Origin of the sequence: Bacteroides ndongoniae, from assembly GCF_900108345.1 — a bacterium.
Classification (GTDB): domain Bacteria; phylum Bacteroidota; class Bacteroidia; order Bacteroidales; family Bacteroidaceae; genus Bacteroides; species Bacteroides ndongoniae.
The window spans coordinates 102100-114324 of sequence record NZ_FNVV01000013.1; the positions used below are offsets into that span (position 1 = coordinate 102100).

The window sequence follows — 12225 nt, forward strand, 5'->3', positions numbered from 1 at the left end:
AATTTTATATTGCGAGTAAATAATGCGACATTGCATTAAACATAAATGCATTACTCCATCGCATATACGAGATTTTAGAACTGATGCCAGGTTTTAATTGGTAGTAGAAATACCCCTTTTTATCTTGCATATTTCGGATTGTCCATTGCAATACTTTTTTGGCAAGTTCCTCATATTTTTTCATCTTATGTAGGCGGGTCAATGTTATCAATAGCTGCCCTGGACAATGGATGTCAATAGGATACATTCGGTTATCATAATATTTAGGAGTTCCGTCCGCTTCGAAAAAATGATTGACATAGTAGTCGAAACCTTTTTCGATGTAACCATTGAAAGCATGATCCTCTGTCAACTCTTGATAAGCGATCAGCGCATCTAAATTATATCCTGTATGAAAGCTGTCTACCCAATTCTGTACGGGGAGCATTCCATATACCCAAGCCCCGTCTTCCCGTTGCCCGGAACAACAGGCTTTAATGGATAGCTCCGCTAGTCTTTTGTATTCCTCCTGTTGTGTATAATAAAAACAATAACTCAACAATCGAGAACCGAGCAGCGAAGCATTGAACACAGTGTCATTACCCTCTAACGGACTATAAGAAAAGAGAAAGCCACCATTATACGGCGTGCGATGCAAATCTTTTATTACAAAATCCGCTGCACTTAATGCAATCTCCAAATAGTGTTTGTTCCTAGTTATTTCATATGCCTGCATCAGTGCCGTGGCACAGAAATTTGTAGCAACTACTGTGGGCGTGAATTTGGGAAAAAGAAACAGACGGCGTGCCTGCCAATCGAAGTTATACCCCCAGCAAGCACCGCTGTAGCCTTTAGATTGTAAGGATATAAGCAACTCTGCCAATTCTTCAATCCGAGCCTTTATCATCTCCAACGTTCCCATTTTTTCGGATAATTGCGGATGATTTTCCACAACTTTATACAGATTGCAATATCCGGACAAGAACAGCCCGATACCTTTTGCGTTATACTCTTTCGGAACGAAAGCCATCCGTCTCATATTGAAAGGGCAACGCTTGAAACCTTGTATGACCATCAATCTGCACAATACAGACTTTTTCAGCAGCGGAATTGCCTGAAAAATTTTAGAGTTGAGACCATCATACGGATCCCAACCCTTGAAATGTTCAGTCTCACAATAAATTTTTAGCTTATAAAAAGCATCTGCAATATCATTCATTGGTGTTATTCATTTTGTCAAGAATGGCATACGGCCATCTTTATACTTTGGGTTTGTCTCAATCGCATAATCAAGATTCTTTCTCCAGCCAATAATCTTTGCCGGACATCCTGCTACAATAGCACCTTTGGGAACACTTCGGTTGACAAATGAATTTCCAGCGATTACCACATCATCTTCTATTACAACAGGGCCAGCAATAATAACATTAGGTCCCACCCAAACATTATTCTTTAGACAAGGAACTTCTTTATATGGAAACTGCCGTACAGTAGAAAATCGCAATCCTAATACGCAATTTTCTCCGATTTCTGTTCCCGGTATTAAGACAGTGCTAATCCCTTTGCACACACAGTATGACCCTTTTCCTATTTTTGAATCAGCGGTTATTTTTGAATTGAAAATGAGAAAAATCAATAGTTGTACGATTTTGGGCAAAACCGGAATATGGCGTTCAAATAGCCAACGTTCTACCCTATAGAATGATATAATGTCCATATGAATTAATCCTACCGTTTTCTTATAAATTTTGCGGGATTTCCTGCCCAAACTTCATTGGCTGGTATATCTTTGGTCACAACAGAACCTGCTCCAATTATAGCTCGCTCTCCAATTGTTACAGGTTTTACCACCAAAGTATTCATTCCGAGATAGGCGCCTTTGCAGATATGAACCTTCCCCCTGTCGTAACTTCCAGTATTAGGATTCATGAAATGTGTTACTATTTTCACCCCCGATGTCAAACGAACACCTTCTTCGATAAAAATATCTTGTGGATAATTTGTGTCAAATATGACGCCCTCACCGATAAACGTTCTTTTGGGGCTGATTATCTGCACTCCACCCCATTTGCAAACTAATGGTCTCCATGCCCTTGATTTCATGGGTAGATGTTGGAGGTGTAAAAATATTAGCTTCTTGATTCTCAGAATATTCATAGCTCAATATATTTCTTTAGTGTATTTTCAAATTTTCGGACAACAACGGATGCAACAAAATGGGTTTTCGCATATTCGGAATTATATATTGATACACTCCTCATTTTAGCAGGATTCTCGATATATGGTTTCATTGCTTCTGCAAAAACTGCCGGATCTAACGAACTTGATATATATCCCATCTTTCCATTTTCAAAGAAATCTATTAGGCCACCCACTTTTCTGGTAAAAATAGGGAGTCCGAAAATCATTGCTTCCAAAACCACAGTTGGCATACCTTCCGTATAACTTAGAAACAAATACATATCGGCGTTAATGTATTCCTTTTTAAAATCTTCCCCACGTAACTCTCCAGTAAAACGGACATCCTTTATTTTCTTATTCTCAACATATTGTTTCAACATAGGAAGTTCTGAGCCATCACCGACAAAGGTCAATGTCAGATCCTTGTATTGTGACTTAAGTATTGAAAATGTATCGACTGTTTCATATACACCCTTGGCCTTTTCTATTCGCCCGCTATACATAATGTTTTCGGCTTTTCCTTGTCTCATCGAAAGGTCAAAACCTGAAATAAAATAATCGGGTACTTTTGTCGAAGTTAGATGTATATCAGATTTTATCCCCCTCCTTATCAATTCATTCTTGAAATCTTGGGATAACACAAAAATACACAAGGCCTTATTCAAATTGGCACTTATCCATTTCCAATCTGCATTTTTAGCATACTCGAAATTGAAACCATGAATAAATACGGATGTTTTCTTTCTGAAAAATCGGCAAATGTTTAAATATATAAAATCTCGTTTTAAGGCTTTATCTCCAAGCGATGGGTTAAGTAGTACTATATCAGGTTTAAAGCAAATCAATCGGATTATAAAACGGATAATTAAAAATGGATAAAATATATTACGCCAAGGCTTACGACCGAAATAAAAATATTCAATATTTTCTTTCCAATACTCTTTAATCCCTAAATAATAATTAGTTACTCCTCCATATCCGGATTTAGTGGGAACAGTTATTAATACCCTCATTGTTAGTGTTTCAATTGATATGATTAAAATAATTAAGAACATTGAACATCAACGGTTAATCTATTTTCGTTTTCTGATGTTATGCCTTTTTGGTTGTTCGTATTGGTAGCTATCCATAGACCATACATCAGCACGATGAGAAATTCAGATTACAAAATTTTTCATCATGAACATAGATTACTAAACCATAAGTTTAGTTGGAACAACATGTGCCTCTGTTCAACTAATGGTGTAACAATGAAATACAATACCGGTATAATTGTAACCATAGTTATTAGTAGCTGGGACTTAAAACTCAATTTGGATTGAATATCCATAACCCACATATATGTAAAAACATATAAGAATAGCACGGCAAGTTTGAAGAATCTATCATAAAAAGTCAAACTGACATATCCGAAATTGGCAAAAGACAATAGGAGAATACAGAACCCCCAGAATTTGACATTCTGCTCCCAAAATTCTTTCCCTATTTTTTTATATAGTATATAGATCACAGCCAAGACACCGAAAACGGCAATTGTTTCACGAAGCAAATAGAACTGATTACCATACTCGCGTATTTCCTCTGCATACTTTCCAACAGACTGTATGATATTTTGATTCCTAACGCTCTCTTTGACGTAGTTTTCAAATATGCCAAATTGTGCGATATTAGTGACAAACGCGATTTTCGCAAAGCGAACGATGAATGATACGATAAGAATTAAATAGTACACTTTAAACCTATATCGCAAGAGTAGGTTTAATACAGCCGCGACACATAAGGCGAGTAGTGAATAGTGAAAACAAATACATAACGCAGATAACCAAAGGTACTTAACGGCTCCTGAATTAAGGTATCTCAAATAGAAGCCAGTAAAAACAAATGCTCCGCTCCAAAAGCGAAAACCGAGAAACCAATAGTATTCTACAGTAAAAATCACTCCCAGGAAGAGTAGCCATGCAGGAATTGACATTTTCTGCATATATAATGGCTGGAGTGGTTTTACGACTCCAAATATAAATAGAGAAGTATATACCACACACGCACAAGCAGAGAAAAAATTCCGGTTATCAGCAATTAAACCAATGAAATATTTAAATAATACAGGATATATTTCTTTGCCATATTTTGATGTTCCAGAGTCCATCCATTGCTCAACCAATGATTTGTCGGCAATACGATGAAAATGCTCATAATGAACCAACAAATCCATTTGTGGCTCATAAAACCAACCAAAATAGAAAGAAAAGATAATAAATAGAATGGGGGCAAACCTTTGTCTGAAAAACATTAATGACAAACACAGTCCTACAAAAGGAATAAATGTCATTATTACAGACAAGATTACAATTAAGGCTAAAGAAATAGCCCAATGTCGAGAATTAGTATCTATATTGTATATCCTATTGTTTATCAACATTACCAACTCTTACTTTATTGGCTAAATATAGGCGCAAAACCAAACATCCCACGTTCGCTATAATCAAAGCCCAAATAACACTTCCTATGCTAATACTGTGAGTAAGAATCAAGACAAGGACAACAATGATGTATATGATTGCAGAATAAATGGTTGTCATATTTACCTCATTGATTTTTCCAAGTACGCCCAAATAAGGGAAACCGAACATGTCAGCTGGCACACTAATCGCCAATAAAAGCAAGAATAGGTTGAAATACGTGGTTATACTTGCTGTTTCAGTCTTAATAAAAATCGGTATAAGATACGGTGATAAGAAATATATACAAGCTAAAGCGATTGTATTGGCAATACATAAAAGCAATACCATCTTAGTCGCTCTACCCATATTTTTTATCCTTGTGAAATATGGGTAAAATATCTGAGATAAAAGCGGAGAAACAAATGATGAATACGCATTATGAAGTTTTTCCGCAGCTGTATATAATCCGACTGCAAAATCTCCAAGAATAAAGCCAAGCACTAAGGTATTCATTGTTTTATAGGCTCTCATCAAAAAAGTTGATGAGAAAAACGGAATACTATCCTTAAGATAAAATTTCACTTCTTGTGCCGAGACTATTTGAAGTTTGATCCCGTATCTTTTTTGGGCAATGAATAAAGCGACAATACCTGAAACAAATGTTTCAAGAGCATAGCACAACATCACCAATGCATAATCATCAGTAGACTTAACGATTAAAAAAATAGGCAATATACATAATAGCTTTATTGGCACGCTGATACGTGTTATATATTTAATGTCCTCCATTGAACGGAAAAGCCAATAGGGAGCAATGACAACCCCTATCAAACGAATAAAGGCTAATATATAAAGCGTGAGTTCATTCCTTAGTGAAGGAATCAACCCTACAACTAAAATATAAACAAATAGAGAACAGAGTATGAGAAAAAACTTACATTGCAGAATAGAAGAAACTATCCTTCCCAATTTTTCTTGATTGTCTCTATTATTGACGACATGCCTGACATTAGATAAATCGAAACCGAACTCATTGAATATCTGAAAGTAAAAGCTAAATATAATGGCAAAATTTACAAGACCGTATTTTTCTACTCCTATAACGTTCAACAAATATGGAATTAGTAGAATTGGTATAATGCTACTGAAACCATAAAGGAGAAACTGATTCCAAATATTTGACAACAATCTTGATTTGAAAACTTGGCTTAATGTCATCTTCTTAAAGCAATAGATTTTCTGTAAATCTGCAATCAGTATATGTGTACGTTTATTGGGAGGGTAAGTCTTGGTAAACTTAATGATTGTCTACCTCTATTGCTTAAATATTCCACAGAAATCAAGTATCACTTTATCATCTTTCCACGGTAGTTCTTTGAAAGGTGTATGGGCTGTAAGGAACACAACAATATCGGCTTTGTCATAAGCCTCTTTATAGTCTGTCAACTTGAACACGTTATGTTCTTTCACATTTGGCTCTACCACTAAAATGTTGGCATTATTACATCCTTGCATTACTTTAGTTGTGATATATTTTGCTGGAGATTCACGCAAATCGTCAATGTCCGGTTTGAATGCCAACCCCATCATTGCTACCACAGGCTTACAGTGATTTTTCAGTTCAAATTCAAACATGGCGTTCTTTACTTTTTCAGCACAATAGAACGATTTATAATTGTTGATTTCGCGTGCTGTAGAAATTATGCGACTTTCAACCGGAAAATCCGCTGTAATGAAATATGGATCGATAGCAATACAATGACCTCCGACTCCACAGCCAGGTTGCAGGATATTTACGCGCGGATGTTTGTTGGCAAGCCTGATAAGTTCCCAAACATTAATCCCTGCCTTGTCGCAAATCAATGAAAGTTCATTGGCAAAAGCTATCTGCACGTCACGACTGCTGTTCTCAGTCAGTTTGCACATTTCAGCGGTCTTGCAATTAGTCCGATGCAGCGTCCCCTGTACGAACTGCGAGTAGAACTCGATTGCTTTTGTTGTACTTTCTTCGTTCATACCGCCAATGACACGGTCGTTATGTACCAACTCATAAATCACATTGCCCGGAAGTACACGCTCGGGGCAATAGGCGATATAAATTTTACCTTCCAATTCAGGACGCTCAGCGAAAATTAAGTCACGCATTTTATCAGTCGTACCAACGGGTGATGTGCTTTCAATTACATATAAGTCACCTTCCTTGAGAAAAGGAAGTACAGCACGAGTTGCCGCCTCTACATACGAAATATCAGGCTCATGATTACCTTTGAACGGGGTGGGAACAACCATAAAGTAAGCGTCACTTGTCTCCGGCTTCGTGCTTGCGTGCAATGTCCCGTTTTTCACAACTTCTTGCAGCATTTCTTCCATCCCCGGTTCAATGATGTGGAGCTTACCTTGATTGGTCAGCTCTACAACTTTGGGGTTGATGTCAACACCCGTTACCTGTACTCCGTGCTTTGCTGCGATAATGGCTGTAGGCAATCCGATATAGCCCAAGCCCATAAAACATGCTTTCATAAAATTGAGTTTAATTGAAATTCTTTTGATTGGTCATTCATACTTTTGAACAGTTCATCCAGCTTTTTCACAAAATTGTCTTTTTGGCTATCGGAAAGTTCCTTATCTTTTAACTGCTCTATAATGGAATGATAAAGAGCCTTTTCTCCGCTTGTCATCTTGTTGTTTATTAATAGGAATTTTTGTTATAGCTTGGCTATCCATAGCCGCAATAATCTTGACTATAAATCAAGCAGTTTTTGTACGTTTCTTGTAACGCTTGTACAAATGAACTTTTGAAATATACTGTAACTGTGAATATCTGTCCCTATATAAGCAATAGCCTGTTCTCTCATAAGAAACATGGCCTTTTTCTTAATCCGGTTGCCATACATACCCGCTATTGATGGAAGATTAATCTGGAATTTCACACCCATGTCTTTTAGCTGTCGGTAATCCGATTCATCCATATAAGCATAACGCTCCGGATGGGCGAGAACAGGGTGGTATCCTTTAGATTTGATGCGAAGCAGGATATTTTTCAAGCCCATCGGAGGACTGAAATAAGAGGTTTCCACCAGCAGGTGGTCGCCATTCTCGCCTAAAGGTAGCAGGTCATTCTTTCCCAGCCGTTCCTCAAAGAGATTGTCAAGCATGTTTTCCGCTGCAAGGTGCAGTTGTACGCCACCTGTGTAAGCAGCCTGCAATTCTGCAAAACGGTCGCGAAGATGGGCAGTCGTATTGGGAATGTCTTCCATGATGTGCGGTGTGAGCCATACGGATTTGATCCCTTGCTCCTCATACAAACGTAGAATTTCCAAAGATTCGTCCATCGTTTGTACACCGTCATCCACGCCCGGAAGAATATGCGAATGATAGTCTGTAAAACCGATTAGCTTTATTATATTTTGTTTTTCCCTTTTTTTAAAAAACCACATATAATGACATAAAACTTTTTAATCATTCCCGATTCCACATGACATATATGCGGAATCCGGGAATGAATTGATTGTCCCGGTGATAAACTTCACCACCAGTTTCGCTTGCCGAAATGATTTATCAACCCGGCCCCAACACAAGCTAAACCGATACAGATAGCCGCAGGAGGACAGATAAATCCACCAGCCAATACTCCGGCTTTTGTTGCGGCAACCACTCCGACTCCTTTGGTAATCAATGCTGTTTTACCAAATACACCTACAGTAACCATACCCGCACCGAATAAGGTCGCTTTGTCTTCTGTAAAATCGTTCTGTGCCATAGTTGTGATTTTTAGTGAAACAATAGGGAAATCAAATTTACATTCTTACTCCGTATTTAATTGCTTGATAATCAACGATTTACTCTATATATTTTTCATCGGAACCATAGTGATATTCCGAACCGTAACCATAGTGATAACCATACCGATAGCCATAACGGTATCCGTAGCGACCACCGCTTCCCTCGGTTCCATTCAGGATCAGGGACATGTTCTTGTATTTTTTCTCCCCGTAGATTTTCTCCAGTTCAGCAAGCATACTCAGTTCAAGCAATCCTGCACGAACCACGAAAATAGTACGGTCAGCCAGCTTCTCGATTATCTGCGTGTCGGCCACCAGTTCGATGGGCGGACAGTCAATCAGCACATATTCGTATTGTTCCCTTACGGTATCTATTACCTGTTTCAGCCGGTCGTCGAACAACAGTTCGGTGGGGTTGGGAGGTATGGTGCCGACAGGAAGGATGTCCAGATATTTCTGTTTCGGATTGGTGACAATTATTTCATTGAGATTGTCAATCCTGCCGCCAAGATAGTCGCTCAACCCCTTGGTAGGAGAGTCGATATAGGATGACGCAGAGCCGTGACGCAGGTCACCGTCGATTACCAACACTTTCTTCCCTTTAATGGCAAAGCTCACGGCGATATTCATGGTCAGGAACGACTTGCCGCTGCCCGGATTGAACGAGGTCACGATGATGACATTCGATGCCTTATCCTTGCCAGTCATGAACTCCAAGTTGGTACGCAATACACGGAATGCCTCGTTGATGATGTCACGGCTGCCCTCCTTGACAACAATGGCCCTGACTTCCTGTGGTTTCTTTCTGAATATTCCTTTCTTCTTTCTTGTGAACAGCGGAATTTCACCGATGAACGGTACGGTTACGCTTTCCAGATCTTTTCTTCCCCGTACACGGGTATTCATGTTCTCACATATAAAGATAATGACTACCGGAATAAGCAGTCCCAAAGCACACGCGACCATTAAGATGTTTTTGCGCACGGGTGACATCGGCAACATGCTACCGTGGGGCGGGGCAACAATACGGGTATTGTAGGCCGTAAATGCCTGTGAGAGTTCGTTCTCCTCACGCTTTTGCAGTAAGAACAAATAAAGAGCCTCCTTTACCTTCTGCTGGCGTTCCACCGAGAGCAGGTATTTGGCTTGTGTAGGGTTAGCTGCTATACGTGATGTTGTCTGTTGCTCCGTCTGCCGCAAACTTTTTATCTGCGAATTCAAGGTTACTATCTGATTGTCGATAGACCTGATTATCGCCCCACGCATGGATGCCAGGGCCTGATCCATATCAACGACCAGCGGATTTTCCGTACTACTGTTCGCAACCAGGCTGTTGCGCTGCAACAGTTGTTTGTTGTATTCGGCAATCTGCGATTCAATATTGGCGCTTTCAATGCCGGAATTGGCCGGAAGCAGTTGGGTACGGTTGGCGTCATTGGACAAATAGTTCCGGATGTAGCGGGTCATGTAGAGCTGGTTGTTCAAAGCCAGAATCTGCGCATTCGTCTGGCTGCTCTGCGCCATATACATGCTCGAAGCCGCCTGCACGTCGGGTAACAGATGTTCGGACTTGTAGGATGAAATGTCCTCGTCCACGTTGCCCAGTTCCTGTTCGATTACGCCCAAACGCTCGTTGATGAACATCGAGGTGCTGATAGCGATCTGGTTCTTGTCCTTCACCCAGTTCTCATTATAAACGGAAATCAACATGCTCAATACATCCTCCGCCCGTTGTACAGAATTATCCCTGAATGACAGGTCGATAACTGACGCTTTCTCATTATTCAATGAAACGGACAGATTGGACGAGCAGGAGTTTACAGCATCATACAAACTGGATTTACCTACATACAATGTGTATGTCTCGCCTTTCACATAATTGGGGGTTGCATGGATAATGATTTTCCCTAATGGCGTAGTGATGGAGTCGAGCAAGCGGCCCTTTATATCCTTTCCGTCGAGCTCCGTCCCGTTACGTGTAAAGTCGGATAAGAGTAATGTGCTGTCTGGCTGTACTTCCAATGTAAACCCAGCCGATTCGTTTTCAGGAAAGTCACTTATCGTTACATCCACTGGTAATGTCAGTCCATAGGCCACCTGACGGTGGAATTTCCCCGGAACGAAGTAATTCATATCCAAACGAAATCGTTTAACTACCTCGGTCATTAAAGCCGGCGACTGAAAGGTGATGAGTTCGTTATTTACATTGGTGCTGGACTGGAACAACCCAAACTCCGAAAAGGATTCCAGATCCGGGGAAACCGACTTGCCTTTGGAATCCTCCTTGATCAACACCGAAGCAGTGCGTGTATATACGGCAGGGGTACACAGCAGATAGACAGCAGCAACACCTGTCGTTATCGCCAAAGACAGGACGAACCACTTCCACCTCGCGAGGCACAGGTACAACAGATCCTGTATCCGCAGGAAATCATCCGGCTGTCCCGGTTTTGTATTCTTTTGATTTACGGCCATATCAGATTCTATATTTATTTCACGATCAACACGGTAATGGTGGTCAGCAGCGAGGCCAACGATAACCAAAAAGAGGTAGACCGCACGTTGTTCCCATTGACTGTCGATTGTCTTGCCCTGACCGAGTTAGGTTCGACATAAACAATATCGTTCTGTTGCAGGTAGTACACGGGAGAAGCATAAAGGTCATATCCCGAATTCAGATTGACCCGGTACAGGGTCTTTTTGCCGTTTTCCTCCCGCTGTACCAGCACGTTCTCCCGTTTCCCGTAGACGGTAAGGTCCCCGGCCATGCTTAAAGCGTCCAGGAGCGTCAGCCTGTCCTTGTCGATATTGAAACGTCCGGGGTTGGCGACCTCACCCAACACGGAAACGGTCAGGTTCATGAATTCCACTGTTACTACCGGATCTTTTACGAGGTTTTTCGAGATCAACTCTTCTTTTATGCACAAGGCAATCTCCTCGCGTGTCATTCCCGCCACATGGATATGCCCCAGCACGGGAAAATCGATATTTCCATCCTTGTTTATCGTGTATCCTGACATTCCTTGATTGTTGGATGCTTCTGATCTTATACCGATTTGTCGGGATATAATCGGAAGGTTGAAAAGGTCCATCAACAAAGGGTCTTTGCTGTTGACCAATATGGAAATCTTGTCTTCGGGACGTACCCTGATTTCCAATGGATTAAGAACCTGCTCTGCCATACCCGGTTTCAGGTCCGTAAAATAAGCGACTTTCGGCGCGGCACATGATCCTAGCAGGGAAGCCACGGTCAATAAGAGTAAAATGTATCTGATTTTCATATTTCATTGATTTTTATTTGTTGGTTGCCTGTCTCGACTGAAGCTGTCCGATACGTTTCGTCAGTCGGATATTGGTGAAAGTCCATATCAGGATATCGACTAGTACGATCCAGTTTACATTCAGATAAAGGGAGAGAAGAATATTAAACAGTATGAATACGGTCGATACGGATATGACGATAATCATGACACTTCGCTGCTGCATTCCGACAGCAAGTAGTTTATGGTGGATATGGTTCTTATCCGGCAAGAACGGGTTCTTTCCGTTGCGTACCCGATGCAGATAAACCCGGACCACATCACAGCAAGGAATCAGCAGCGGGGAGAATGCCAGCACCATCGGATTTATATGTACCGTATTATCATCTGTCCCACACATAGTCAACTTGAGACTGAGAAGACAGAGCATCATGCCAACGGTCAGGCTGCCTGTGTCACCCATGAAAATCTTTTTTCCGTGCTCGGCATTCCCGAAAACATTGTAATAACCTCAAATCCGCAACCGCCCTCATAAGATGACACAGAGGTCAAAAAGGTAGCGACACTGTGGCAAAAGAGGGT

At 40.6% G+C, this 12225-nt stretch carries 12 protein-coding genes and 1 pseudogene; all 13 read right to left on the bottom strand.

Going from position 1 to position 12225, the window contains the following annotated elements:
* Positions 1 to 4: 4 nt before the first annotated feature.
* Positions 5 to 1198: a glycoside hydrolase family 88 protein gene (locus tag BQ5591_RS04645; protein ID WP_004293521.1), complete on the bottom strand. Its 1194-nt coding sequence runs from the start codon at positions 1196 to 1198 to the stop codon at positions 5 to 7.
* A gap of 9 nt (positions 1199 to 1207) precedes the next feature.
* The gene (locus BQ5591_RS04650; RefSeq protein WP_004293522.1) at positions 1208 to 1696 is read right to left on the bottom strand and encodes a serine O-acetyltransferase; all 489 of its coding nucleotides are present in this window, start codon (positions 1694 to 1696) and stop codon (positions 1208 to 1210) included.
* An 11-nt stretch (positions 1697 to 1707) separates the two neighbouring features.
* Complete coding sequence (locus tag BQ5591_RS04655; protein ID WP_004303995.1) at positions 1708 to 2136, bottom strand: acyltransferase; 429 nt, start codon at positions 2134 to 2136, stop codon at positions 1708 to 1710.
* Positions 2133 to 3215, bottom strand: a complete 1083-nt coding sequence (locus BQ5591_RS04660; RefSeq protein WP_004293524.1) for a glycosyltransferase family 4 protein — start codon at positions 3213 to 3215, stop codon at positions 2133 to 2135. The genes BQ5591_RS04655 and BQ5591_RS04660 overlap by 4 nt, the downstream gene beginning before the upstream one ends.
* A gap of 122 nt (positions 3216 to 3337) precedes the next feature.
* Positions 3338 to 4579, bottom strand: coding sequence for a hypothetical protein (locus tag BQ5591_RS04665; RefSeq protein ID WP_004293525.1), 1242 nt, complete (start codon positions 4577 to 4579; stop codon positions 3338 to 3340).
* Positions 4563 to 5819 (bottom strand): oligosaccharide flippase family protein, encoded by a 1257-nt coding sequence (locus tag BQ5591_RS04670; RefSeq protein ID WP_004303994.1) that lies wholly within the window; start codon positions 5817 to 5819, stop codon positions 4563 to 4565. The genes BQ5591_RS04665 and BQ5591_RS04670 overlap by 17 nt, the downstream gene beginning before the upstream one ends.
* A 96-nt stretch (positions 5820 to 5915) precedes the next feature.
* Positions 5916 to 7121, bottom strand: a complete 1206-nt coding sequence (gene wecC / locus BQ5591_RS04675) for a UDP-N-acetyl-D-mannosamine dehydrogenase (RefSeq protein WP_004293527.1) — start codon at positions 7119 to 7121, stop codon at positions 5916 to 5918.
* Positions 7118 to 7279 (bottom strand): hypothetical protein, encoded by a 162-nt coding sequence (locus BQ5591_RS21540; protein ID WP_004293528.1) that lies wholly within the window; start codon positions 7277 to 7279, stop codon positions 7118 to 7120. The genes wecC and BQ5591_RS21540 overlap by 4 nt, the downstream gene beginning before the upstream one ends.
* 63 nt (positions 7280 to 7342) lie before the next feature.
* The gene (locus BQ5591_RS04680; RefSeq protein WP_004293529.1) at positions 7343 to 8038 is read right to left on the bottom strand and encodes a tyrosine-protein phosphatase; all 696 of its coding nucleotides are present in this window, start codon (positions 8036 to 8038) and stop codon (positions 7343 to 7345) included.
* An 89-nt stretch (positions 8039 to 8127) separates the two neighbouring features.
* The gene (locus tag BQ5591_RS04685) at positions 8128 to 8361 is read right to left on the bottom strand and encodes a hypothetical protein (protein ID WP_004293530.1); all 234 of its coding nucleotides are present in this window, start codon (positions 8359 to 8361) and stop codon (positions 8128 to 8130) included.
* 79 nt (positions 8362 to 8440) lie between these two features.
* The gene (locus BQ5591_RS04690) at positions 8441 to 10858 is read right to left on the bottom strand and encodes a GumC family protein (protein ID WP_004293531.1); all 2418 of its coding nucleotides are present in this window, start codon (positions 10856 to 10858) and stop codon (positions 8441 to 8443) included.
* Positions 10859 to 10872: 14 nt separating this feature from the next.
* Positions 10873 to 11664 (bottom strand): polysaccharide biosynthesis/export family protein, encoded by a 792-nt coding sequence (locus BQ5591_RS04695; RefSeq protein ID WP_004293532.1) that lies wholly within the window; start codon positions 11662 to 11664, stop codon positions 10873 to 10875.
* Positions 11665 to 11677: 13 nt separating this feature from the next.
* Positions 11678 to 12151 (bottom strand): annotated as a pseudogene (locus BQ5591_RS04700) (undecaprenyl/decaprenyl-phosphate alpha-N-acetylglucosaminyl 1-phosphate transferase); the annotation flags it as partial.
* Positions 12152 to 12225 lie beyond the last annotated feature (74 nt).

Bases quoted from the DNA above. Each gene is read 5' to 3' on its own strand.
- BQ5591_RS04645 (WP_004293521.1), bottom strand. From the start codon at position 1,198: ATGAATGATATTGCAGATGCTTTTTATAAGCTAAAAATTTATTGTGAG.
- BQ5591_RS04650 (WP_004293522.1), bottom strand. From the start codon at position 1,696: ATGGACATTATATCATTCTATAGGGTAGAACGTTGGCTATTTGAACGC.
- BQ5591_RS04655 (WP_004303995.1), bottom strand. From the start codon at position 2,136: ATGAATATTCTGAGAATCAAGAAGCTAATATTTTTACACCTCCAACAT.
- BQ5591_RS04660 (WP_004293524.1), bottom strand. From the start codon at position 3,215: ATGTTCTTAATTATTTTAATCATATCAATTGAAACACTAACAATGAGG.
- BQ5591_RS04665 (WP_004293525.1), bottom strand. From the start codon at position 4,579: ATGTTGATAAACAATAGGATATACAATATAGATACTAATTCTCGACAT.
- BQ5591_RS04670 (WP_004303994.1), bottom strand. From the start codon at position 5,819: ATGACATTAAGCCAAGTTTTCAAATCAAGATTGTTGTCAAATATTTGG.
- wecC (WP_004293527.1), bottom strand. From the start codon at position 7,121: ATGAAAGCATGTTTTATGGGCTTGGGCTATATCGGATTGCCTACAGCC.
- BQ5591_RS21540 (WP_004293528.1), bottom strand. From the start codon at position 7,279: ATGACAAGCGGAGAAAAGGCTCTTTATCATTCCATTATAGAGCAGTTA.
- BQ5591_RS04680 (WP_004293529.1), bottom strand. From the start codon at position 8,038: ATGTGGTTTTTTAAAAAAAGGGAAAAACAAAATATAATAAAGCTAATC.
- BQ5591_RS04685 (WP_004293530.1), bottom strand. From the start codon at position 8,361: ATGGCACAGAACGATTTTACAGAAGACAAAGCGACCTTATTCGGTGCG.
- BQ5591_RS04690 (WP_004293531.1), bottom strand. From the start codon at position 10,858: ATGGCCGTAAATCAAAAGAATACAAAACCGGGACAGCCGGATGATTTC.
- BQ5591_RS04695 (WP_004293532.1), bottom strand. From the start codon at position 11,664: ATGAAAATCAGATACATTTTACTCTTATTGACCGTGGCTTCCCTGCTA.